The organism is Streptomyces guryensis (assembly GCF_021261325.1).
GTDB lineage: Bacteria > Actinomycetota > Actinomycetes > Streptomycetales > Streptomycetaceae > Streptomyces > Streptomyces guryensis.
Genome location: NZ_JAJSBI010000019.1, coordinates 16,138 through 40,110 on the forward strand (window position 1 = coordinate 16,138; position 23,973 = coordinate 40,110).

Here is a 23,973-nt window from a genome sequence, read left to right on the forward strand (position 1 = left end):
GCCTGGTCCTTCGAAGGAGCCCTCATGACCGTGTCCGAGCCCGTGCCGCTCGTGTTCGTCCCCGCGGACGGGGCCGTGCGCGAGGCGGTGACGAAGGTGGGCGGACAGCCCGTCTGGCTGGAGGGGCCGCAGTGGCCGCTGTCGCGTCGGACGGGCCGGCCGATGGAGTTCCTCGGCCAGTTCGCCCTGGAGGGCGGCCGGCTCGCCTGTCTGTTCATGAGCGGGGGAGGACATGTCGACGGCACCTGGGAGCCGGAGGGCGGGGAGAACGCCCTGGTGATCCAACCCGGCGGCCGCATCCCGGAATTCGTCACGGTCGAGCGACGGGCGCAGGGGCCGAGCGCGGGGCCCGACCATCTGCCGCGGCACATCGGCCTCCCACAGCACTCCGGTGCGGAAGAGGACCGTCGGCCCTGGCAGTTCCTCGGCGGACCCGGCATCGAACCGCACTGGCTCCAGGGCGACGAGACGCCCGGCGACGGATGGCGGCTGGTGGTCCAGCTGGACTCCGGAGAGCTGCCCTTCGGTGTCGACTTCGGTGATGGGGGCGTCGGTTACGCCTTCCTCTCGCCGGACGGCAAGGAGGGCCGCTTCCTCTGGCAGTGCACCTGACGACTGCCTTCGCCTGAGCAGAAGGCGGCCCGCCGGCTGCTACACCGTCGGCGTGCGCAGTATCGCTCCGATGTGGGCCGCCGCCGTCGACAGATGGCGGCGGGCGTCGCGGAGTTGACCGTCCGTGACGCCGTGGTCCCGGGCCGCGTCACGGATGTCGTCCCGGAAACGGTCGAGCAGGCGGTCGAGGTCGCGCGACGGGTCTCCGGTGGTGTCCTCGTGCGCCCACGACGGTTCGTACTCCGCAGGGAAGTCCTCCTTGGTGTGCGAGTACTCGGGCCGCGGTGCCGAGGTGCCGGTGCCGGCGCGTCCGAACCCGAAGTCCTTTCCGAACTTGCTGCCGAAGTCCTTCCCGAAGTCACCGAACTCCTTGGCCAGTTCGGTCAGGCCCTCCCGCACCCCCGTCGGCCAGTCGCCCCGCGCGAAGTGGTCCTGCACCTGCTCCTGCACCCGCTTGGCGATGCGCTGCAGCTCCTCCTGCGCCTGGGCCCGGGCCTGCTCCTGCGCCTCCTTGGCCTGGCGCCGGGCGCGCTGGGCCTCCTCGCGGGCCCTGCGGCTCTCGTCCTTGGCGCGCCGCGCCTGCTCCTTCCACTCCTGCTTGACGCGTCGCATCTCCTCCTTGGCGGCGCGCCAGGACTCGTTGTCGGCGTACTCCCCGAAGTCTCCCGGGGGGCCCTCCCGTTCGCCGCGCTCCTCGACGCCGGGGCCGCGCCGGGCCTCCGTGGCCGCGGCCCGCATCTCGCGCCGCAGATCGCCGGCCGCGCCGCGTACGTCGGCGCGGATCTCGGCGGCCAGTTCCGCGACCGACTCGCGGATCTCCAGCTCCAGGTCGGCCAGCTCGCCGCTGCGGTCGGCCAGTTCGGCGCGGCCCGCGTCCGTGATGGCGTACACCTTGCGGCCGCCCTCGGTGGTGTGGGTGACCAGGCCCTCGGCCTCGAGCTTGGCCAGGCGGGGGTAGACGGTGCCCGCCGACGGTGCGTACAGCCCCTGGAACCGCTCCTCAAGGAGGCGGATCACCTCGTAGCCGTGGCGCGGGGCCTCGTCCAGCAGCTTCAGCAGGTAGAGGCGGAGGCGGCCGTGGGCGAAGACGGGAGGCATGTCAGAGCACCTTCTTGTCGGTCGTGCCGTCGGCCGGGTCGTCGCTCGGGGCGTCCGCCGAGTCGCCGTCCTGGCCGGAAACGGAATTGTCCCCCGAGTCGCTGTGTGGTGTGTGTGCCGGGGTGCTCGCCGGGCCGGCCCCCGCGGCCGGCTCCGAACCCGCCGGAGCCGCGTCCTCGACCAGGGGGCCGATGTCCTGCCGCTCCACGTCCCACGGCTCGTCCTCCGCCGGGGGCCGCCGCAGCAGGGCGATCGAACCCGAGACGGTCGTCGCCTTCAGGCTTCCGCTGCCCGAGCCGAGCCGGCCGGTGATCCTCTTGGCCCCCCACTGGCCGCTCACGCGCAGGTCCTCGAAGGCGTTGGAGACGGTCCCGCTCGCGGTGTTCGCCTCCACCTCCGCATCCGCCGGGTGGGGCAGCCGGATGGCGATCTCACCGGAGACGTTCGCCAGGACGATGTCGGTCGGGCGGCTCGCCGGGTCGAGGTCGACGATCATCGAGCCGCTCACCGAGTCCGCCTTGACCGAGGACCCCGCCTCCACCACCGTCAGATCCCCGGAGACGGAGTTGAAACGGAGGTCGCCGCGCAGGGCCTGCGCCTCCAGGTTCCCCGAGACGGTGTCGGCGCGCACCGGGCCCGTCAGTCCCACCAGGGTGGTGTCGCCGGTGACCCCCTTCACCTCCGTACGCCCGTCGATCCCGGAGACCACGGCCGCGGCGCCGACCACGCCCACCTCCACGCGCGTGTCGGCCGGGACCGCGAGGGAGACGACGGCGCTGCGCCGCCAGCCCTTGCGGTCGAGCCACTTGAGGAAGCCCTTCCATGGCAGGTCGTCGTACGCGACCGTGAGCGTGCCGCCCTGCTGGCTCACCAGCAGGGGTGGTCCCTCGATCCGGGAGACCTCCAGTCGGGCGGAACCTTCGTCCGTGCCCACCACGTTCACCGTGCCGTTGACGATGCGTACGTGGAGTTCGCGCACGGGCTTGTCGAAGGTGAGTTTCCGCGGCTCACCGACAGACCACTCGGACATGGTGCAGACCTCCCCGTCCCAACGCGCCATATCGCGTCTCCTGCAATTCACGATATATCGCGGACGGGGAAAGTCAAGACACTCTTTCTGGTGATCTCCAAGCTCGCAAAAATGACCAAAGCGGTCGAACCGCCCTAGCGTGTGAGCATGTCGAACGTCGGTGCCCTGCTCCTGTGCCGGGCGCAGCCCGAGTCCGTCGCCCCCGTCGCCCACCTGCTGCGCGACAGCATGCTGCTCAGCCCCGCCGGTGACGCCTGGAGCGTCCTCCTTCCCGAGGGCTGGCCCTGGCTGCACGGCGGCGAACCCGTCGACCGCGTCCTGACCGGCTGGGCCACCGCTCTCGCCGTCGGCGCCCCCTGGCCCGTACTCGCCCTGTGGTGGGACGCCGACCGGGCCGGCTTCACCCTCGCGTCGGGCTTCCGCCGCCCCGTCGGCTACGTCTGGCTCGCGAACGGCACCCCGGCAGGCGAGGACGAGGCGATGCGCACGTTCGCGGCCCGCCTGGGCCTGGACCCGGTCCTCGACGTGCAGGCCCTGGACCACCTCACCGAACCCGACCCCGGGTCCGACGCCCGCGCCCGGCTGCGCGCCCTCATCGCTTCCTCACGCGCGCGGGAGTCGCCCTCCCCGACGGCATCACCCCGGGCGACCCCGCCGACCGCCTCCGCGAGGCCGCGCACGCTCTGCCGGACGCCCGCCCGGTCGGGTGGCCGGGTTGGCGCCAGGCGGTACGGGCGGAACCCGACGCCGTCGAAAGCAGCCACCTGGGCCCGTGGCTGCCCTGGTCGGGGACGCCGCGGGCGCACGCTCTGGCCCTGGCCCAGGTGGCGGCGGGGCTCCCGCTCACGGCATGGGGCCTGCGGCGCCGCAGCGGCGGCTGGACCGCGGCCGGGGCGCTGCTGCTGGCGCACGGGGCGCTGGGGCTGGCGTACGAACTGCTGTGGCCGTGGGACTGAGGGGCATGTGAGCCCCGGGGCCGCGGGCCACGCAGTCCCGGGACCGAGGGCTGCGCGGGCCATGGAACCGAGAGGCACGAAAACGGGGCGCCACGCGGGCGCCCCGACAGCCGGACTCGGCTCTGCTACTCGTCGTCCTCGTCGTCCAGCCGCGCCAGCCACGTCGCCAGCCGCTCGACCGGCACCTCGAAGTCCGGGTTGAGGTCGACGAACGTACGCAGCTGCTCGGCGAGCCACTCGAAGGTGACCTCCTCCTCGCCGCGCCGCTTCTCGAGCTCTTCGATGCCTCGGTCGGTGAAGTACAACTCTTGCTCCTGATGCGGACGAGCCTGGGCCTGCCTCCCCAGGATATTCCGTGCCGTGCCCGCCCGGATCCGGAAGCAGGCGGGGTCGCGTGCAACCGAGTGGCGCATTAGCCTCGTCGCAGTTCAAGTGGACGTCGAACCCGGTCCGTTGACCGGGCGGTGCGAGCTCGACGGGGGAGCGGGATGAGTCACATCCAGGACATCGAACTGCCTGACGGCACGGTGATCACCGCAAGGATCGGTGCGGGGGACGCCTACGGGGACCAGGAGGACGTCGGCTTCACCGAAGCCGCCCTCGCCAAGGTCCAGCAGCTCCAGGAGCTGATCAGAGGGGTCGGCGGCACCGTGCTCGACGCCGCGCGCGCGGCCCGGCCCTCCGAGGCCGCCATCACCTTCGGGGTCGAGCTCACCGCCAAGGAGGGACTGGCGGTGGCCGTACTCGCCCGAGGGGAGGCCAAGGCGTCCCTGGAGGTCACACTGACCTGGAAGTTCGACGGCCCGCCCGAACCGGCCCCGCCCGCCGTCCCACCCGCACCGGACACCTCCCTCGACCCGACCGCGCAGTGACCCGGGTCAACGAGCGCCTGGACGCGCTCGCCAGAGCCGCCACCGTGCAGATACTGGACGCCGGTGGCGGCGACGGGCCCACCTGGGGCAGCGGGTTCTTCGTCGCGCCCGGCTGGGTCCTCACGGTCGCGCACGTACTGAGCACACACCTCAAGGGCGATCGTCAGAAGGAATTCCGGGTGCGTGGCGTGGGCGTCGACGCCGCGGCCCGACTGGAGCAGTGGCTGCTCACCGATCCGGGCCGGGCCCGCATCCCGCTGGAGGAGGACCTGGCCCTGGTCCGGCTGACCGGTGACCCCGAGGACCACCCTCACGAGTGCATGTGGCTGCCCGACCGGGCCGTGCAGCACTTCGGCGCCGTCCACGTCTACGGCTCCTACCCGGTGCCGCCGTACATCCACGAACGGCCGGTGATCGCCGAGATCAACGGCCACGAGGACACGTACGGGCTGATCATCAAGCCGGACATCGAGTTTCCCAGCGGGCTGTCGGGCGGGCCGCTGGTCGATCCCGACAGCGGAGCCGTCGTCGGACTGGTCAAGTCGCGCCGCGTGCAGAAGGACGGCGGAATGGCGGTGTCGATCTCAGCCCTGCGCCGTTTCGGGGAGGAGACGTACCGCACGGTCATGGCCGCCCACGACCGGTGGCACGGCGAGGAGCCGGTTTCCGAGGCCGGCGACAACTGGATCGACCTGCAGGCCGGCCCGCGGGCCGGTGACGGCGAGCGGTGGACGCCCGGCGACCGGCGTGAGGCGCTGCGCCTGCTCGCCTCGCTGCCCACACCGCCCGACACGCACACCGTGGAGATCCTCGCGGCCCGCGCCCGCAGCAACAACCGGTGGCCGGGTGAGACCCCGGCCCTGCTCACCTGGCGCGACGGACACGGACTGCTCTACGAGGGAACGCATCCGCTCGACTCGCTCGCGTTCCTTCGGTACCTGAGGTTCGCGGCGGAGTACACCCGTTCCCGGGGCGGTGAGTGCGAGGAGCTGAGCAGGTGGATCGAGAAGCGGCTGCGCAGGCACCCGTACCGGCCCATGCACGACTTCGTCCGGGAGGCCAGCCTCCCGCAGGCGCTGCTGCCCGCGCCCGGGGCGGGGCCGGAACGCATCGTGATCCCCTACCCCGGCCCCGGCGAGGGCCCCACCGTCGCCGTCCTGCTCGATCCCGTGATCGATGATCCCAGCCGCTTCTTCTGGCAGATCTGGTTCGACGAAGGCGGTCCCGGGAGCGAACCCGAACTGGTCGAGGCGGACGATTCGGCGGACGGCGTCCTGCCGCGTGACCTCGTGCAGGCACTGCGCGCTCCGCTGAACGACCTGCTGCGCCGCAAGGACCGGGCGGGCCGGCCGGTGCCGCTCGAAGTCGCCCTGCCCGCCGGCCTCTTCGACACCGCCGTGCATCGCTGGCGGCTGGAGGACATCGCCGAACTGGACGACCCCGGAGCCCTGGGCGCGCGCCGGGGCGTCGTACTGCGCTCCCTCGAGCGCCGTGGAGAACCGGACAAACTCTGGACGGATCGCTGGCAGGCCATGACCGCCGAGCCCCGTTTCAGAGGCTGGCGCATTCCCGTGCGGGGCGTCGTCCAGAACGCCCGCGACTACCACAACGCCGACCACGGCCTCGTGCCCGTCATGTGCCGCCCGGCCGGGTGCGGCGCCGGGCAGAACGCGATGCGGCTCGCCCTGGAGAACGGCCACGGCGTCGCTCTGTGGCGCATCGGCGGCCAGGCCGCCCACATCTGCTCGGACGACTGCGACACCCTGCACGTCCGGGCCGGGACCCTGCTCGGCACCCTCGGCTCCCTCGCCGAACTCCCCGACCGGCTGCGGTCCATTCGGCAGGAGATCAGCGAGCAGCACGCCGAGAGCCGCTGGGCGGAACCGCTGGCGCTGCTCTACGACGACCCCCGCCGGCCCCTGCCGGCGGAGGACTCCGGACCACTGGACGCGCCGCTGTGAACGGCATCCGGTACTCATACGACGGCTGGCCGAAACCGGCGGTGTCAACGCGCTGGGCTGGGTACATTTCCATGGGCCCGTTGTGGGCGCCCCGTGCCCCCGCCGGCCAGGCCGTGGAACACCACCGACCGTCGGCGAGGAGCACAGCATGAGCCAGTGGTTCGTCTACGAGGGGACCGGGGAGCGGGATCCGGACAAGGTCGGCCGGCTGCCGGTCCCGCCGCCGTGGCGGGCGTTCGACGCCCCGCCCATCCCGTACGAGGTCCCGGGCCTCGACTCCTCGACCCGCCGCCGGCTCGGCGAGCGCACCGTCCCGCTGCCCATCCAGGACGTCGAGACCCTGGAACTCGTCAACGCGGCCCTGTACCTCAGGCGTCCCCTCCTCGTCACCGGCGAGCCGGGCGTCGGCAAGTCCACGCTCGCGCACTCCGTCGCGCACGAACTCGGCCTCGGCCGGGTCCTGGAGTGGCCGATCGTCTCCCGCAGTGAACTGCGGGACGGGCTCTACACGTACGACGCCATCGGCCGGCTGCAGGACGCACAGCTGGAGCGCTCCACGGACACGGGTGAGCCGGTCTCGCAGGACATCGGCCGCTACATCAGGCTCGGTCCGCTCGGCACCGCGCTGCTCGCCGCCGAACGGCCCCGGGTGCTGCTCATCGACGAGCTGGACAAGAGCGACATCGACCTGCCGAACGACCTCCTCAACGTCCTTGAGGAGGGGAAGTTCCCCATTCCCGAACTGGAGCGGATCTCCGACCGGACACCGGTGGTGAAGGTGCTCACCGACGACGGGCGCCGGGTCGAGGTGACGGGAGGCCAGGTCCGCTGCCGGGCCTTCCCGTTCGTCGTCATGACCAGCAACCGCGAGCGCGACTTCCCCGCCCCGCTGCTGCGCCGGTGCGTCCCTCTCGACCTCAGGGCCCCCCGCGACCAGCGCCTCGCGGCACTCGTCCAGGCCCACTTCGGGCAGAGCGCGTACGACGACAACCGCGACATCGTCGAGCAGTTCACCGAGGCGGAGGCGGACGGGGCGATGCGCCCCACCGACCAGCTTCTCAACGCCATCTTCCTCACCCAGCACGCAGCCCGGGACGCGATCGGCCGCGAGGAGATCGCGCAGTTGCTGATGCGGCCCCTGGACCAGGGGCCCAGGTAGCGATGCCGGCCCGAGCCCCGGACCCGTCGGCCGGCGAGGTGAGCCCCGAGCTCACGGCGCTGGTCGCGCGGCTGCGCGAGGCGGGCATCGCGCCCGGGGTCGAGGAGCTCGCCGACGCCCTGTGGCTGGCCCGCTGGCTGCCGGGGCCGAGCGAAGCCGCCCCTCAAGGCGCAGACGGAACGGGGGACTTGACGACCACGCCCGACGGCGGGCCGGACACCACCGCGATCTCGGTGCCGCAGCCGGGGCCCGTCACGCCCACCGTCGAGAGCGAACAGCAGGACCGGGCCGGGCTGTTCGCGCCGGGAGCGGGAGGCGAGCGGGCGGCCGTCCGGATGACGCCGGTCCGGGTGCCCGCCGCCCCCGCACTGCCCGAACCCCTCGCGCTGCAACGGGCGTTACGTCCCCTTCAGCGGTACCGCGCTCCCGTGCGCCCCGTACCGAGGACGCTCGACGAGCAGGCCACCGCCGAACGGGCCGCCGAGTCCGGGCTCGTGCTGCCGGTGCTGCGCGCCGATCGCCGCCGTGAGGCGCGTCTGCTGCTCGTGATGGACGTCTCCACCTCCATGGCGGTGTGGCAGCAGGCGCTCGACGAACTGCGCCAGGTCTGCGAGCGCGCCGGAGCCTTCCGCGAGGTGCGGATGCAGTACCTGCACGAGACCGCCGAAGGCCTGCCCGGCCTCGCGGCCACCCCCGAGCGCACTGGTCCGCTGCATGCCCCGGAGCAGCTCAGCGACCCGACCGGGCGCAGGCTGACCCTGGTGCTCAGCGACTGCGCGGGCCCCATGTGGCGCAGCGGGCGGATGCAGCAGCTGCTGCACCGCTGGGCCGCGACCGCGCCCGTGGCCGTCGTACAGCCGCTGCCGCAGCGCATGTGGACGCGCACCCATCTGCCGGCCCGGCGCGGGGTGCTGCACCGGCGTGAAGGGCCCGCCGGGACCCTGGGGTTCACGCCGGAGAAGGGACGGGTCGACCCGGCCGCGGCGCCGATCCCCGTGCTGGCCCTGCGGCGCGGGTCGGTGGAGGGCTGGGCCCGGCTGCTGTCGGGGGCCCGCGGGCAGTCCCTGACGGCCGCCGCGGGCTGGGTGCGCGCCGACCACGCGGCGTCCATCGCGCCGGTGCGGGCGGCGCAGGACCTGAGCGCCGAGGAACGCGTCCGGGTGTTCCGGCGCAACGCGTCCCGGGAGGCCCGCAGGCTGGCCGTGCACCTGTCCGCGGTGCCGCTGTACCTGCCCGTGATGCAGCTGGTACAGCACGCGATGCTCGCCGGGACCGGCCCCGAGGTGCTCTCCGAGGTGCTGCTCGGCGGGCTGGTACGGCGCCGTGACGACGCGGACGACCCGCAGGCGGTGCGCTACGAATTCCTGCCGGGGGTGGCCCCCCGGCTGCGGGAACGGCTGGCGGTCGACGAGGCCGAGCTGCTGTTCAAGCACCTCTCCGACTACGTGGAGCGGAAGTTCGGCCGCAGCGTGCGCAACTTCCCCGCCATGGCGGGAGCGTTCCTGCGCGGGGCCGTCGACCCGGGCCCGGCGCCCGTGGCCGACCCCCGCACGGATGTGCCCGAGCCGGCCGGGCTGCGGGCGTTCGCGGAGGTGTCGGCCGATGTGCTGCGCGACCTCGGCGCGCGGATCCCGGCGGCGCCGGAGCTGGTGCCGACGCTGCCCGCGCCGAACGCCCGGGAACTGCTCAGCAGGGGGAGGGAGGCGATCGGGCGGTACGAGACGCAGGGGTCCACCCGGGAGCTCGACGCCGCGGTGGAGTATCTGCGGCAGGCGGTGGAGGCCGCACGGTCCGGGAAGGAACGGGCATCGGCGGCCGAGGAACTGGCCAACGCGCTCCTGTCCCGGTGGCGGGTGCGGGGAGTGGGGGAGGACCTCCGGGACGCGTGGGAGGCCGTCGGCGACGGGCCGGTGACCGGGCGGGCGTGTCTCATCCGGGGGACGGTCTGCTGGCTGCAGTCGCGCGAGGCGAGCCGGGTGGGTGTCGAGTTCGCCGGGATCCCCGACAGTCTGCGCGAGTGGGCCCGGGGGGTGCCGGACGGAACGGCGCATGCGCAGGCCGTGCTGCTCTACCTGGCCGACCGGGACCTCACCCTGGTCCTCGACGACGCGGAGACCACACCGGACGCGCTCGACCGCAGGCGGATCGCGGCTGAGACGCTGGTGCACGTCCGGCGGGCCGTCGCGCGGTCCACACTGCTGACGGAGGGCCAGGAAGCCTCCGTCCCGGTGCCGGATCCCGAGCAGCGGTATCTCGCGCACCTGCATCGGGCCATCGAGGCGGCCGGGACACGCATCCAATTCCCCGAGCCGGAGGGCGCCCACGCGCTGCGGGGCGCCTTGTGGTTCGAAGTGGCCCAGCACTACGCGGGGTCGGGGCCGGCCACTGCACGGCCCCACCCGGAGCGCGCCTCCCTCGCGGCCGAGCGCGCCGTGGAGGACCTGCTGGTCGCGGTCCGCGACGAGACCGTGCTGCCGTCCGCAGAGCGCTGCCGCATCTGGCTGACGGTGGCGGCGTCCGTCGAGATCCTCCAGCCGCCGCGTGAGGACGGCCGGGAACGCCGGCTGATGATGTCGGCAGTGGAGCAGGCCCTCGCGGCCGCCGGTGACGACGAGGCACTCCTGCTCGACTGCCATCTGTGGGCCGCAAGGGTCTACCGGGACCGCTTCGAGCGGACCGGGGACCTCGCCCATCTGGACCGTGCCGTCGAGGCGTGGACGGCGGCCGACTCACTGCTCGGCGAGGACGACGCGCAGCAGCGCGAGGTGCTGACCGAGTTCGGCGTCGACCTGCTCCGGCGGGGCGAGGCCACCGGATCCGCCGAGGACGTCAACCGGGCCGTGCAGCTGCTGCGCACCGCCGTCGAGGAGACGCCCTCGGGAGATCCCCGACTGGCTGAGCGGCAACGCCAGCTGGCGCTCGCCCACTGGAGGCGTTTCTCGGTCCAGGGAGTCCTCTCCGATCTCTACGAGGCGGAATGGATACTCGGAGCGGCCATCCACGGCTCCGCCGAAGGGGCACACGAGTTCCTCGCCCGTTGCCGGCTGCAGCGCGGGCGGGTGTGCGAGGCCCTGCACGCCCGCACGGGCGATGTCGGTCACCTGTACAACGCGAACAATCACTACGCGAACGCCTTCAGCAGTGCCCAAGCGGCGAGCATGCCGGAGTTGACGGCCGAGGTGCTGATGAGCCGCGGACGGGTCCGCGAGTCGCTCGGCGAGGCCGACGTGGCCGTACGGCACTACGCGCAGGCTCTGGAACTCACCGAGGATCCCGACCGCGCCCGCGACCTCAGGTCCGCCCTCGCCCGCCTGAACCCCGAAACGGCCCCCGAGTGACCGCACCACCCCAGGACACCCCCATACCTCTGCCCGAAATCCCCCGCCCGGACCACACCGACCACCCGGTTCTCTCCGCCATCCTCGCCGAACTCCACGCCAGGGAAGAGCAGGCCGTGGTCGTCGCCCGTTACGAAGACGCCCCGTGACCACCCACCCACGCTGGCCCTACGCCGAGCTCGACACCGCAGCCCATCAGGCCACCCCCTTCCACCAGTTCGTGCTGAAGGTCCACGGCCGCTGCAACCTCGACTGCTCGTACTGCTACCTGTACCAGGGTGCCGACCACGGCTGGCGCGACCGGCCGGCCCGTACCCCCGAAGCCACGATGCTGCGCACCGCGCACCGGATCGCCGAACACGTACGCGCCCACCGCCTCGACGGCATCCGCGTCGAACTCCACGGCGGTGAACCGCTTCTCACCGGCCCGGACCCCGTCCTCGCCTACACCCGTGCCGTACGACAGGCCGTCCCCGCGGACTGCCATGTCACCGCCACCGTCCAGACCAACGGCACCCGCCTCACCGCGGCCGCCCTGGAGCGGCTGGCCGCCGCCGGCATCCGGGTGGGGCTCAGCCTCGACGGCGGGCGCGGCGCCCACAACGCCCGTCGCGTCGACCGCGCCGGCCGCCCCGCCTGGCCCGCCGCCCGTGCGGCGGCGCTGCGGCTGACGGCGCACCCGCAGACGTATGCCGGGATCCTCTGCACGATCGATCTCGGGGCGGACCCGCTCGACGTGTACCGGTCACTGCTGGAACTCGGTCCGCCCGGCGTCGACTTCCTTCTGCCGCACGCCAACTGGGCCCACCCGCCACCGGGCCTGGCCCCGTCCTCCCCCGGCCGGTACCGCCCCCGCCCCACGCCCTACGGCGACTGGCTCGTAGCCGTCTTCGACGCCTGGTGGGACGAGGGCCGGCTGCGCACGCGGGTGCGGCTCTTCCAGGAGATCGCCGCCCTGCTGCTCGGAGCGCCGAGTGGGGCCGAGGCGGTGGGGCTGTCCCCGCTGGCGGCCGTCGTCGTCGAGACGGACGGCTCCATCGACCAGGTCGACTCGCTGCGGTCGGCGTACGCGGGGGCTTCGCGGACGGGCCTCGACGTCTTCCGGCACAGCTTCGACCAGGCGCTGCGTCATCCCGGGGTCGCGGCCCGGCAACTGGGCGAGCAGGGACTGGCGGACGAGTGCCGCGCGTGCCCGGTGGGCAAGGTGTGCGGAGGCGGCAACTACGTGCACCGCTACGCACCCGGCAGCGGGTTTCTGCATCCCAGCGTGTACTGCGCGGATCTCGAACGGCTCATCCGCCATGTCGCGCACCGGCTGAACCGGACCGTTCGAGGATCCACATGAGACCGAGCGGACCTCAACTCTTCATTGCGGAAACCTTTTTGACGCACAATCGAATAGCCTGTGCACAGTTGTGGCCAGGATCGGTCGAGGGGAACTGAGAGATGGCGGCAGAACTCGGACACGTCACGGTGGTCTTCGCCGGGCAGAGCGAGTCCTGGGCCAAATGGATCGATCACCAGGTCCGGGCCGCCGGGCGCGCCGCCACGCTGGTGCGCTGGAATCCGCTGCGCCGCCCGCCGACCCCCGATTCCCTGACCGACCTGCTGAGCGCGCCCGGCCGCATCCTCCTCGTCATCGACGACTGGTACGAGCGGCTCGGACACGGCAGGTTCGAGGCCTGGGCCGACGTCCTGCGGCAGGTGCTCCCGGCCCACCGGGACCGGATCGCCGCAGTGAGCATCACCGCACAGCCCATGCCGGAGGCCGTCATCGCCCTGGCCCCCGTCGAACTGCGCGGCCTCAGGCCGGAGGTGGCCCGCAGCCGCGTCCTGGAGTGCGCGGGCATCCCGGCCCCCGGCACCCTCGTCGCCCTCTCCCGCGGCCCCCGCTTCCCCGACGACCCGCCCGAGGTGTGGCAGGCGCCGCGCCGCAACCGCCGCTTCATCGGCCGCACCGAACTCCTGGAGAAGGTCTACGGCGCCTTCTCCGCGGCCGGCCGGGACGGCGCCGCCGTGGCCCTGCTCGGCCCCGGCGGCTTCGGCAAGACCCAGCTGGCACTTGAGTACGTGCACCGCTTCGCCGGCGAGTACGACATCGTCTGGTGGGTCACCGCCGCCCAACGCATCACCGCACGCCAGCAGTTCGCCGAGCTCGCCTCGCAGCTGGGCGTGCCGGACGGCGGCGACCTGTCGGCGACGATCAAGGCCGTACGGCGCGAACTCGACAGCACCGCACGCCCCTGGCTGCTCGTCCTGGACGGAGCGACCGGCGATCCCGAGCGACTGCTCGACATCGTGCCGCAGGGGCGCGGGCACGTCCTCGTCACCACCCACCGCACGGAGTGGGGCGCCCACGCCGAGACGATCACCGTGCCGGCCTTCGAACGCCGGGAGAGCGTCGCGTTCGTCCGGCGCCGCGCCGACCGCCTGACCGACGACGAGGCGGGGCGGCTCGCCGAGGCCGTCGAGGACATGCCGCTGCTTCTCGACCAGATGGCCGCGTGGCTGGACCAGACCCCGACCGCGTCCGTGGGTGACTACATACGGGATGTCGGCGAGGGCAGGCCGGACCGGTTCGGAGTGGTGCACTCCGGCGGGTACCCGCGCTTCGAGGTCGCCTGGGCGAAGCTCGTCAACACGCTGCGCGAGGGTTTCGAGCCGGCCTGGAAGCTGCTCAACCTGCTCGCGTGCTTCTCGCCCGACGTGGTGCCGGTACGGCTGCTGCAGACCGCCCGCCACGGTGATCTGCCGCCCGAACTGGCCGAGTTGGTCGCCGAGCCCAGCAACTGGAACAGCGCACTGCGCAAGCTGTCCGAGATCACCTCCATGCGGATCGAGTACGAGCAGAGCCCGCGCCTGGACACCCAGACCGTCAGCACGCTCCGTATGCACCGGCTCTTCCACCGTTTCGTACGCTCCATCCAGTCGCCCGACGACACCGCGTACTACTCGGCCGCAGCCCGCAGGGTCCTGGTCTCCGCCGACCCGCGCGACTCCTCCTCAGCGGGCAACTGGGCCCGGTACGCCGAGCTCATACCGCACCTGGAGCCGTCCGGGGCGCTGCGGGCGGCCGACGACGAGGTGCGCGGACTCGTCCTCAACTGCATCGAGTACCTGCGGATGCGAGGCGAGTACCACGAGGGCTGGTGGCTGAGCCGGCAGGTCGTCGAGAACTGGCGTGCGGCCTTCGGCAACGCCGACCGCTCGGTGCTCGTCGCCGTCCACCAGCTCGCCAACATGCTGCGCCGGCTCGGCCGTTACCGCGAGGCGGAGGAGGTCGGCCGGGAGAACCTGATGCGGCTGACCGAGGCCGGCGACGTACGGCCCATCGAGCTGATCCGCGCCAAGGACGGACTCGGCGGAACGCTCATGGCGCTCGGCCGGTACACGGAGGCACGCGCCCTGTTCGAGGAGGCCGCCGCCGGTGCCGCCGCCGAACTGGGCGGCGAGACGGTGCCGCGCACCCTCACCATCCGCAGCAACCTCGCCGTCGCCATCGGCCTGCAGGGCCGCTACACCGAATCGCTCGCGCTGCACCGGCGGATCTTCGAGGCCCGGGTCGAACTCCTCGGCGGCAAGAACGCGGCCACGCTCAACTCGGCCCTGCACACCGCCTGGATGCTGAGGCTGCTCGGCCAGTACCGCGAGGCCCTGCAGATCCAGGGCCACAACTCCCGTGTGCACAGCCAGATCCTCGACCGCACCCACAGCCAGACCGTGCGCGCCGAGCACAATCTGGCGCTGTGCTGCCGGCGCGTGGGGGACCTGCAGTTCGCGCACGCCATGATGCGTGGAGTCCGCGAGAAGCTGCTGCGCCGATGGGGAGCGCTGCATCCGGAGACGCTCATGGTCTCCTGCGACTACGCCATGCTGCTGCGCCACATAGGGCTGGGCACGGAGGCCCGGGAGCTCGCCGAGACCACCGCCACGCAGTACGCCTCCCAGCTCGGCGACGGCCATCCGTACGCGATCGGAGCCCGCGACAACGTGGCCGTCGTCATGCGGGACATGGGCGAGAAGCGTGCGGCACTGGAACTCTCCCGGCACACCACGCACCAGATGGAGCAGGCGGTCGGCCAGGACCACCCCTGGGCCATCGGCTGCGCCAAGAACCGGATCGCCGCGCTGGCCACCGTCGGCGACACCGACGCCGCAGCCGCCCTGGGGCGGGAGGCCGCCGAGCGGTCCGCCCGTACCCTGGGCGACTCGCACATCCTGACGATCAGCCTCAGGGCAGGGCTGGCCCTGGACCTCGCCGAACTCGGGCAGCGCGAGGAGGCCGGGGCTTTGCGCACGGAGGCGGCGAACCGGCTCACCGCCCTGCTCGGCGCCGACCACCCGCACGCCGACGACATCCTCGAACGGCACAGCCCCTACTGGGACTTCGAACCCCAGCCGATCTGACCGCGCCGCAACGCACAAGGGCCCGGCCCCCCGAGGGGACCGGGCCCTTGTGCACTGCCGTCGAGACCTACGCCTCGAAGACCTCACGAACAAGCTGCTCCTGCTCGGCCTGGTGCCGCTTCGCGGAACCCACCGCCGGCGAAGAGCTGTGCGGGCGCGAGATGCGCCGCAGCCGCTCCCCGTGCGGGACGTCCGCGCCGACCGCCAGGTCCAGGTGGTCGATCAGGTTGAGGGCGATGAACGGCCAGGCACCCTGGTTCGCCGGCTCCTCCTGGGCCCACAGGTACTTCTCGACGTTCGGGAACTTGGCGATCTCCGCCTGGAGCTCGGCACCCGGCAGCGGGTACAGGCGCTCGACGCGGATGATCGCGATGTCCGTGGCGCCGCGCTTGGTGCGCTCGGCCTCCAGGTCGTAGTACAGCTTGCCCGCGACGAAGACGACCTTGCGGACGGCGGCCGGGTCGACCGTGGAGTCGCCGATGACCGGGCGGAACTGACCCGACGTGAACTCCTCCGCCTTCGACGCGGCGGCCTTGAGGCGCAGCATCGACTTCGGGGTGAAGACCACCAGCGGCTTGTGGTGCGGGTTGTGCACCTGCCACCGCAGGAGGTGGAAGTAGTTCGAGGGCAGGGTCGGCATCGCGACCGTCATGTTGTTCTGCGCGCACAGCTGCAGGAAGCGCTCGATCCGGGCCGAGGAGTGGTCCGGGCCCTGGCCCTCGAAGCCGTGCGGGAGCAGGAGGGTGACGCCGGACGTCTGGCCCCACTTCTGCTCCGCCGCCGAGATGTACTCGTCGACCACCGTCTGTGCGCCGTTGACGAAGTCGCCGAACTGTGCCTCCCACATCACGAGCGCGTCGGGGCGGGCCAGCGAGTAGCCGTACTCGAAGCCCATGACCGCGTACTCGGAGAGCAGGGAGTTGTAGACGTTGTAGCGGGCCTGCTGGGCCTGCTCCTCGGCGAGGTACTGGAGCGGGGTGTGCTCCTCGCCCGTCTCGCGGTCGATGAGGACCGCGTGGCGCTGGCCGAAGGTGCCGCGCTGGGAGTCCTGGCCGGACAGGCGGACCGGGGTGCCCTCAAGGAGGAGGGAGCCGACGGCCAGCGTCTCGCCCATGCCCCAGTCGATCGTGCCGTCCTCGACCATCGACGCCCGGCGCTGCAGCTGGGGCAGCAGACGCGGGTGGACGTGGAAGTGGTCGGGGATGTTGACCTGGGACTCGGCGATCCGCTTCACGACCTCCGAGGTGATCGCGGTGGTCACCGGGACCGGGAACTCGGCCTGCGGGTCCGACACCGGGGCGACGGCCGGCTGCGAGGTGGCCTCGCGGACCTCGGTGAAGACCTTCTCCAGCTGGCCCTGGTAGTCCTGCAGGGCCTGCTCGGCCTCTTCCAGGGTGATGTCGCCGCGACCGATGAGGGACTCGGTGTACAGCTTGCGCACCGAGCGCTTCTTGTCGATCAGGTCGTACATCAGCGGCTGGGTGAAGGCCGGGTTGTCCGACTCGTTGTGACCGCGGCGGCGGTAGCAGATGAGGTCGATCACCACGTCCTTGTTGAACGCCTGGCGGAACTCGAAGGCCAGCCGCGCGACGCGGACCACGGCCTCCGGGTCGTCGCCGTTCACGTGGAAGATCGGGGCCTCGATCATGCGGGCCACGTCGGTGGCGTACATCGACGAGCGGGAGGACTCCGGGGCGGCGGTGAAGCCGACCTGGTTGTTGATGACGATGTGGACCGTGCCGCCGGTGCGGTAGCCGCGCAGCTGCGACATGTTCAGGGTCTCGGCCACCACGCCCTGGCCCGCGAAGGCCGCGTCGCCGTGCAGGGCGACCGGCAGGACGGTGAAGTCCGTGCCGCCCTTGTTGATGATGTCCTGCTTGGCGCGGACGATGCCCTCGATGACCGGGTCGACCGTCTCCAGGTGGGACGGGTTGGCGGCCAGTGAGACGGTGATCTGCTCGCCGTCCAGGCCGGTGAAGGTGCCCTGGGCGCCCAGGTGGTACTTCACGTCGCCGGAGCCGTGCATCGACTTCGGGTCGAGGTTGCCCTCGAACTCGCGGAAGATCTGCGCATACGACTTGCCGACGATGTTGGCCAGGACGTTCAGGCGGCCGCGGTGGGCCATGCCGATGACGACCTCGTCCAGGCGCGACTCGGCGGCGGAGTCGATGACCGCGTCGAGCAGCGGGATGACGGACTCGCCGCCCTCCAGGGAGAAGCGCTTCTGGCCGACGTACTTCGTCTGCAGGAAGGTCTCGAAGGCCTCCGCCGCGTTCAGCCGGCGCAGGATGCGCAGCTGCTCCTCGCGCTCCGGCTTGGAGTGCGGGCGCTCGATGCGGTCCTGGATCCACTTGCGCTGCTTCGGGTCCTGGATGTGCATGAACTCGATGCCGGTGGTGCGGCAGTACGAGTCACGCAGCACGCCGAGGATGTCGCGCAGCTTCATCAGGGACTTGCCGGAGAAGCCGCCGACGGCGAACTCGCGCTCCAGGTCCCACAGGGTGAGGCCGTGCTCGGTGATGTCCAGGTCGGGGTGCTTGCGCTGGCGGTACTCCAGCGGGTCGGTGTCGGCCATGACGTGGCCGCGGACCCGGTAGGAGTGGATCAGCTCGAAGACCCGGGCGGCCTTGGTGACGTCGTCGTCGTGGCTGGCGTCGATGTCCTTGAGCCAGCGGACCGGCTCGTAGGGGATGCGCAGGGCCTCGAAGATCTCGTCGAAGAAGCCGTTCTCGCCGAGCAGGAGGTTCGCGACGATCCGCAGGAACTCGCCGGAGGCGGCACCCTGGATGACCCGGTGGTCGTAGGTCGACGTGAGCGTCATGACCTTCGAGATGCCGAGCTTGTTCAGGGTGTCCTGGCTGGTGCCCTGGAACTCCGCCGGGTAGTCCATGGAGCCGACGCCCATGATGACCGACTGACCGGGCATCAGACGCGGGACCGAGTGGACGGTGCCGAGGCCGCCGGGGTTGGTCAGGGAGACCGTGACACCGGTGAAGTCGTCCATCGTCAGCTTGCCGTCGCGGGCGCGGCGGACGATGTCCTCGTAGGCCTGCCAGAACTCGAAGAAGTTCAGCGTCTCGGCCTTCTTGATGCCCGCGACGACCAGCTGGCGGTCGCCGTTCGGCTTCACCAGGTCGATCGCCAGGCCGAAGTTGACGTGCGGAGGCTTGACGAGGGTGGGCTTCCCGTCCTTCTCCGCGTAGTGCCAGTTCATCGACGGCATCGTCTTGATGGCCTGCACCATCGCGTAGCCGATCAGGTGCGTGAAGGAGATCTTCCCGCCCCGGGCGCGCTTGAGGTGGTTGTTGATGACGATGCGGTTGTCGAACAGGAGCTTCACCGGGACCGCGCGCACGGACGTGGCCGTGGGCAGCTCCAGCGAGGCGTTCATGTTCTTCGCGACGGCGGCGGCGGGACCGCGCAGGGTCACCAGCTCCGGGCCGTCGGCGGTCTCGGTCGCGGGAGCGGCCTTGGCGGCGGCGGGCTTGGCCGGAGCCGGGGCGGCCTTCGCCGGAGCGGGCGCCGGTGCGGCGGCCGCGGGCTTCGGGGCCGCGGGAGCCGGAGCGGGCGCCGCGGGGGCGGCCGGAGCCTGCGCGGCCGGGGCGGGGGCCGCGGGTGCCGGGGTGGTGGTGGTCTCTGCGGCCCCCGCGGCCGCAGTACCCGCCGGAGCCGAGGCGGCAGCCGCGCCCGGCTTGTAGTCGGCGAAGAAGTCCCACCAGGCTCGGTCTACCGAATTCGGGTCCTGGAGGTACTGCTGATAGATCTCGTCGACGAGCCACTCGTTGGGGCCGAACGCCGCAGCGGGGTTCTTGCCCGCTTGGTCTGCGTCGGTCGAGATGCTCGAGTTACTGGGGGACTGTGGCGACACGGCGGCAACCGCCCTCTTCCGCTTCACAAGGTGATGGACAGCGGGAATAAAGGCTACGCCCCCAAGACCCGGAAGGTCAGGCCGGGCAGGTTCATCGTCGTGTAAGTCACACCGGGAACCGTGTTTCGGGCCTGGAAATGGCGGGAAACAAACGCGGTTCCGGTACGGAACGAGGGTGGCGGGAAACGCCGAGGCAAGCCCTGCACGCTCAGCGTGCGGGCGTGTGCCTGATCACACGTGTCCACTGGCGCGGACCGCGGTGGATCTTGAGGCTCCGGTTCGGACTTTACGTCAACTTGGAACGGATGTCTCTCCCGGGAGGGTGACGAGAATCCGGCAGCCCCGCTCGGATTCGGCCACTCCGATCCCGCCACCGTGCAGGTCGACGGCCCAGCGCGCGATCGCGAGGCCCAGCCCCGTGCCGCCGTCGCCGCCCTGCCCGTTGGATGCGCCCGCGCCGCCCCGGTTGAACCGCTCGAATACCCGGTGCCACTCCGAGCGCGGAATGCCGGGCCCCTCGTCCAGGACCTCCAGCTCCAGCGACTCCGGCAGCGTCCCGCGCCGCGCCTTCACGGTCACGCGGCCGTGCGGCGGGCTGTGCTTGACCGCGTTGTCGATGAGATTCGCCACTACCTGGTGGATGCGCTCGGGGTCCGCGTGCGCGGTCAGCTCCGGCGGGGACACGTCGAGGTGCAGATGGACGTCGGTCCGTGTGTGGCTGCCGGAGCCCGAGGCGATGCCCGCGCGCGCGGGCACGGCCATGTTGGCCTCCTTCAGCACGCCCGACAGGTAGGGCCAGACCTCGAAGCGCCGCCGGCGCAGCGGTACGACCCCGTTGTCCAGCCGGGACAGGTCCAGCAGCGTCTCCACCAGCCGGCCGAGCCGCTCGGTCTGCTTCAGGGCCGTACGCATGGTCTCCGGGTCGGCCGGGGAGACACCGTCGACGATGTTCTCCAGTACCGCCCTGAGGCCCGCGATGGGCGTGCGCAGCTCGTGCGAGACGTTCGCCACCAGCTCCTTGCGCTGGCGGTCCTGTGCCTCCAGGTCGTCGGCCATGCGGTTGATCGTCTGCGCCAGGTCGCCCAGCTCGTCACGGCGGTTCTCGCGCACCCTGCGGGTGTAGTCGCCGTGCGAGATGGCGCTGGCGACGGCGTTCATGTCGTCCAGCGGCGCGGTCAGCGAATGGGCCACGAACTGCGTGATCAGCAGAGTGGCGATCATCGAGAAGACCGTGATGAAGCGCAGCTCGGTCGCCGTGCGCATCGCGATCATCATCAGCCCGGTGGTGATGAGGACGGCGATGACGACCAGTGCGCCCAGCTTGGTCTTGATCGAGAACGGGCTCACACCGCCCCAGGGCTCGGGCTCACCGGGGCTTCTCCGGCCGGCCGGACCGCCGCTCATGGCGTCGGGGTCTCCAGCGCGTAGCCCACGCCGTGCACCGTGCGGATGCGCTCGGCGCCGATCTTCCGGCGCAGCGCCTTGATGTGGCTGTCGACCGTACGGGTGCCGGAGGCGTCCGCCCAGTCCCACACCTCGGCCAGCAGCTGCTCACGGGAGAGCACCGCGCGCGGGGTGTTCGCGAGGCACACCAGCAGGTCGAACTCGGTGGGCGTGAGATGCACGTCCTCGGAGTGCACGCGCACCCGTCGCTGGGCGTGGTCGATCTCCAGCTCGCCGAGGCGCAGGATGCCGCTTCTGGGCGTCGCGGCGGCCAGTGCGGCCCGCTCCACCCGGCGCAGCAGCACATGCACGCGTGCGGCCAGCTCCCGCATGGAGAAGGGCTTGGTCATGTAGTCGTCGGCGCCCACGCCGAGCCCGACAAGCATGTCGGTCTCGTCGTCGCGCGCGGTCAGCATCAGCACCGGCACCGGGCGCTGGGCCTGCACACGGCGGCAGACCTCCAGGCCGTCGAAGCCGGGCAGCATGATGTCGAGGATCAGCAGGTCGGGCTGCCAGGCCTCGGCGGTGTCGACGGCGGCCGGGCCGTCTCCCGCGGTCTGCACGAGGAATCCCTCTGCGCGCAGGCGGGCCGCGATGGCGTCGACGATGGTCGCGTCGTCCTCGACCACCAGGACCCTGCGCTGTGCGCCCGGGGTCGCCGTCGTGCCGTTGTGGGATGTGTGGGTCTGCTCCATCGCCCGCCCCTGAGTTGCTTTCCGGAATCCGTGGGGTGATCCGTTATCTGGCTCATGCCTGCGCATGCTTGCGATTGACGCTTGAATGATCTGCGCCAGAGAAGCAGAGTACGGGGAGTCACCGTCCCTCGGCTATCCAGGTCGGACGGCGATGTGCACAACGTCGGGAACGCCACGGGCAACCGGGATCTCTTCGGTACGCACCCGTTGGAACCCGGCATTCCGCAAGGTTTCTTCGAAATCCGGAGACGGCTGGGCGGACCACACGACCAGCACCCCGCCCGGCTTCAACACTCTTGCGCAGCTTGTCAGTCCGGTGGCCGAGTAGAGGCCGTCGTTGCCCTCGGTGACGGTCCAGTCGGGGCCGTTGTCGATGTCCAGGCACAGGGCGTCATAAGTGGCGGATGTCTCACGGACGTACTCGATCAGATCCGTCTCCACGATCTCCGTGCGCGGATCTGCGACGGCCCGGGCCGACAACGCGGCGAGGGGGCCGTTCAGATGCCAGCCGATGATCGCGGGCTCGCGCTCCACGACCGTGATCGCGCCCCAGCGCGGGTCGGCCGCCGCACGCGCGAGCGAGAACCCCACACCCAGGCCTCCGATCAGCACGTTCGGCGCCTCCCGGGGGCCCAGGGCGTCGAGCGCGGCGTCCACGAGGAGCCGCTCCGAGCGGCCGTCCGAGGTGTCCATGAGAAAGCACCCGTTGGCGATGATCTGCAGCAACTCGCCGTGCCGGCGCAACACGACCTCGCCGTACGGGCCCTCGCGACGGTCCAGGACCTCAGGGATGTCGTAGGTGGCGGTCATGGCTCCATCCTGCACGAACTCGGCTTTGCGGCCGGGGGAATTACCGGGGAACGGGGGCTTGCCGGGGGCGCGGGCGGTCGGGCGGGGTGCGTCGCGCGCCTCGCGCCCGCGGCGGGGCGTGCCTACGCTCTTTGACCGCTGCCAGTGCCCGCACTGGGGCCAGGCCGTCGCCGGGAAGATCGTCTTCCGGTACACCGACCACGACGAGGTCCTCCACGCCGGCGACGCCTGCTACGGCGCCCCCGGCCACCTCCCCCTGATCTTCGCCGGTACCGAGATCGTCGAGTTCAGCCCCACCGCGGAACCGAACCGCACGATGGAGGTCGTCGGCCGCATCGTGGCGGGAGCACAGTCATGGCCACCGACACCGGCACCCGTGTGAAGGAAGTCGCCGACCTCTTCGTGCGGTTCCTGGGGACCAACACCCCTTCCTCGCCACCGTGCCGCGCACCGCGTCGACGCCACGCCCACCGGCCTCGTCCTCGAGTTCGAGAAGCAGTGGGAGGACGAGCAGGGCGGCACCTGGTACTGCAGGGAGCCGATACGCGCCGACCTCCGCGACGGCGCCGTCAGTGAGGCGTCCCTCTACTGCACCGGTGACTGGGACCCGGCGACACGGGCCGCGCACGCGAAGCAGGTCGACCTCCTGAGGCCGTGAGAAACCCATCGAGGAGGGCGGGGGTTGTCCTGTGACGCATGAAAAGCATGAGAGGTTGCTGTGAATCGCCTCTCGCGTGGCGTCGGTCACAGACAGGGGCCCCTGTGGTTGCGAAGGGTGGGGCGCAACGGAAGGAGCGCCGCAACGTGGAACCCATCGCGACGGCCGACAACGAGCCCTCGGTCGCGCCCCTTCCCGACGTGTCCGAACTCCTGGACGGTATGCCGCGTCAGCGCGGCGCGGCGAGCATCGTCGTCCCGACCGTGCGGATGCCCGTCCCCGCGGCCCGCACCCTCCGCCCCTGGCGGCTTCTGCCGACCCCCACGGGTACGCCGTTCACCTTCGTCTACGCGGCGGTCCTGGCCCTCACCTCACTGTTCGCCACGTACGCCTCCCCGTCCCTCGTCGTCACCCTGTACCAGGCCTCCAGCACGGACGTCGCGCACCTCGTGCAGACGCCCGTGCTCGTGCTGCTCACCAGCGCGCTGTGGATCGCGGGCGGGCTCGCGTCGCCGTACGCGATCTGTTTCCTGCTCGTCCTGACGGCGCTGGAGCGGCGGATAGGCGGTGCGCGCACCGCCGTCGTCTTCCTGCTCGGGCATGTCCTGGCCACGCTCGCGACCGAGGTCCCGGTGGGCCTGGCCGTGCTCGTCGGCCACCTCCCCGACAGCTCCCTGCACCGCCTCGACTACGGCATCAGCTTCGGCGTCGCCGCCAGCGTCGGCGCCCTGGCCGGGCTGCTCACGCCCTGGCTGCGCTGGCCGGTGCTGGTCCTGTTCGCCGGCATGCTGGTCGAGGACCTCATCGAGTTCACCGACCCGATGACCAACTGGGGCCACCTGATCTCCCTGGCCATAGGCATCGCGACCTGGCCGATGATCCGCCGCTGGTACCGCACGGCCACGGCGGCCGTCTGACTGCCGCCCGGTTGCGGATTCTTCTCACCTCGCCCGGCGTTGTCTTCTTCAGCCCGTCCGGCGTTTGAGGACGAGGCCGTTCAGGCCGAAAGCGGGGGTCCGGGGGCGGCAGCCCCCAGTAAACGCCCACCTCACCACCGTGATCGCTG

At 71.7% G+C, this 23,973-nt stretch carries 17 protein-coding genes and 1 pseudogene; 11 read left to right on the forward strand and 7 right to left on the reverse strand.

Annotation, left to right across the window (positions count from 1 at the left end; translation table 11 throughout):
- The first annotated feature begins 24 nt into the window (after positions 1-24).
- Positions 25-612 (forward strand): hypothetical protein, encoded by a 588-nt coding sequence (locus LJ657_RS31215; protein ID WP_232652196.1) that lies wholly within the window; start codon positions 25-27, stop codon positions 610-612.
- Between the two features lie 39 nt (positions 613-651).
- Here LJ657_RS31215 and LJ657_RS31220 read toward each other — a convergent pair whose 3' ends face one another.
- Positions 652-1,710: a PadR family transcriptional regulator gene (locus LJ657_RS31220; RefSeq protein WP_232652197.1), complete on the reverse strand. Its 1,059-nt coding sequence runs from the start codon at positions 1,708-1,710 to the stop codon at positions 652-654.
- Between the two features lies 1 nt (position 1,711).
- Positions 1,712-2,740 (reverse strand): DUF4097 family beta strand repeat-containing protein, encoded by a 1,029-nt coding sequence (locus LJ657_RS31225; protein WP_232652198.1) that lies wholly within the window; start codon positions 2,738-2,740, stop codon positions 1,712-1,714.
- Between the two features lie 147 nt (positions 2,741-2,887).
- On the opposite strand from LJ657_RS31225, the pseudogene LJ657_RS31230 reads away from it, so the two are divergent.
- Positions 2,888-3,696: pseudogene (locus LJ657_RS31230) on the forward strand (hypothetical protein).
- A gap of 125 nt (positions 3,697-3,821) precedes the next feature.
- Here the strand turns inward: LJ657_RS31230 and LJ657_RS31235 are convergent.
- Positions 3,822-4,001 (reverse strand): DUF6104 family protein, encoded by a 180-nt coding sequence (locus LJ657_RS31235; protein ID WP_003992906.1) that lies wholly within the window; start codon positions 3,999-4,001, stop codon positions 3,822-3,824.
- A 183-nt stretch (positions 4,002-4,184) separates the two neighbouring features.
- On the opposite strand from LJ657_RS31235, the gene LJ657_RS31240 reads away from it, so the two are divergent.
- From LJ657_RS31240 to fxsT, 7 genes are all read left to right on the forward strand, one after another.
- Positions 4,185-4,568, forward strand: coding sequence for a CU044_2847 family protein (locus tag LJ657_RS31240; RefSeq protein ID WP_232652199.1), 384 nt, complete (start codon positions 4,185-4,187; stop codon positions 4,566-4,568).
- Positions 4,565-6,529 (forward strand): VMAP-C domain-containing protein, encoded by a 1,965-nt coding sequence (locus LJ657_RS31245; RefSeq protein ID WP_232652200.1) that lies wholly within the window; start codon positions 4,565-4,567, stop codon positions 6,527-6,529. Before LJ657_RS31240 ends, LJ657_RS31245 begins: the two co-directional genes overlap by 4 nt.
- A 148-nt stretch (positions 6,530-6,677) precedes the next feature.
- Positions 6,678-7,688, forward strand: coding sequence for a MoxR family ATPase (locus tag LJ657_RS31250; RefSeq protein WP_232652201.1), 1,011 nt, complete (start codon positions 6,678-6,680; stop codon positions 7,686-7,688).
- Positions 7,689-7,690: 2 nt separating this feature from the next.
- On the forward strand, positions 7,691-11,026 hold the full coding sequence (locus LJ657_RS31255) for an SAV_2336 N-terminal domain-related protein (RefSeq protein ID WP_232652202.1): 3,336 nt from the start codon (positions 7,691-7,693) through the stop codon (positions 11,024-11,026).
- Positions 11,023-11,175: a hypothetical protein gene (locus LJ657_RS31260; protein ID WP_232652203.1), complete on the forward strand. Its 153-nt coding sequence runs from the start codon at positions 11,023-11,025 to the stop codon at positions 11,173-11,175. The genes LJ657_RS31255 and LJ657_RS31260 overlap by 4 nt, the downstream gene beginning before the upstream one ends.
- On the forward strand, positions 11,172-12,371 hold the full coding sequence (locus tag LJ657_RS31265) for an FxsB family cyclophane-forming radical SAM/SPASM peptide maturase (protein ID WP_232652204.1): 1,200 nt from the start codon (positions 11,172-11,174) through the stop codon (positions 12,369-12,371). Before LJ657_RS31260 ends, LJ657_RS31265 begins: the two co-directional genes overlap by 4 nt.
- 101 nt (positions 12,372-12,472) lie before the next feature.
- Complete coding sequence (gene fxsT / locus LJ657_RS31270) at positions 12,473-15,433, forward strand: FxSxx-COOH system tetratricopeptide repeat protein (protein ID WP_232652205.1); 2,961 nt, start codon at positions 12,473-12,475, stop codon at positions 15,431-15,433.
- A 67-nt stretch (positions 15,434-15,500) separates the two neighbouring features.
- On the opposite strand, the gene LJ657_RS31275 is transcribed toward fxsT, so the two are convergent.
- The 4 genes from LJ657_RS31275 to LJ657_RS31290 all read right to left on the reverse strand — a co-directional run bounded on the left by LJ657_RS31275 (position 15,501) and on the right by LJ657_RS31290 (position 22,249).
- Positions 15,501-19,301 carry a multifunctional oxoglutarate decarboxylase/oxoglutarate dehydrogenase thiamine pyrophosphate-binding subunit/dihydrolipoyllysine-residue succinyltransferase subunit gene (locus LJ657_RS31275; protein WP_232652206.1) on the reverse strand — a complete coding sequence of 1,267 codons (3,801 nt, stop codon included), beginning with the start codon at positions 19,299-19,301 and terminating at the stop codon, positions 15,501-15,503.
- A 291-nt stretch (positions 19,302-19,592) separates the two neighbouring features.
- A complete protein-coding gene (locus tag LJ657_RS31280) occupies positions 19,593-20,705 on the reverse strand; it encodes a HAMP domain-containing sensor histidine kinase (protein WP_232652207.1) in 1,113 nt (370 codons plus the stop codon).
- Entirely contained in the window at positions 20,702-21,439 is a 738-nt protein-coding gene (locus LJ657_RS31285) for a response regulator transcription factor (RefSeq protein WP_123967420.1), read from the reverse strand. The genes LJ657_RS31280 and LJ657_RS31285 overlap by 4 nt, the downstream gene beginning before the upstream one ends.
- Positions 21,440-21,571: 132 nt before the next feature.
- Positions 21,572-22,249: a spermine/spermidine synthase domain-containing protein gene (locus LJ657_RS31290; RefSeq protein ID WP_232652208.1), complete on the reverse strand. Its 678-nt coding sequence runs from the start codon at positions 22,247-22,249 to the stop codon at positions 21,572-21,574.
- Positions 22,250-22,367: 118 nt separating this feature from the next.
- Between LJ657_RS31290 and LJ657_RS31295 the strand changes: the two genes are divergently transcribed.
- Positions 22,368-22,631, forward strand: coding sequence for a cupin domain-containing protein (locus tag LJ657_RS31295; RefSeq protein WP_232652209.1), 264 nt, complete (start codon positions 22,368-22,370; stop codon positions 22,629-22,631).
- A 422-nt stretch (positions 22,632-23,053) separates the two neighbouring features.
- A complete protein-coding gene (locus LJ657_RS31300; RefSeq protein WP_232652210.1) occupies positions 23,054-23,824 on the forward strand; it encodes a rhomboid-like protein in 771 nt (256 codons plus the stop codon).
- Positions 23,825-23,973 lie beyond the last annotated feature (149 nt).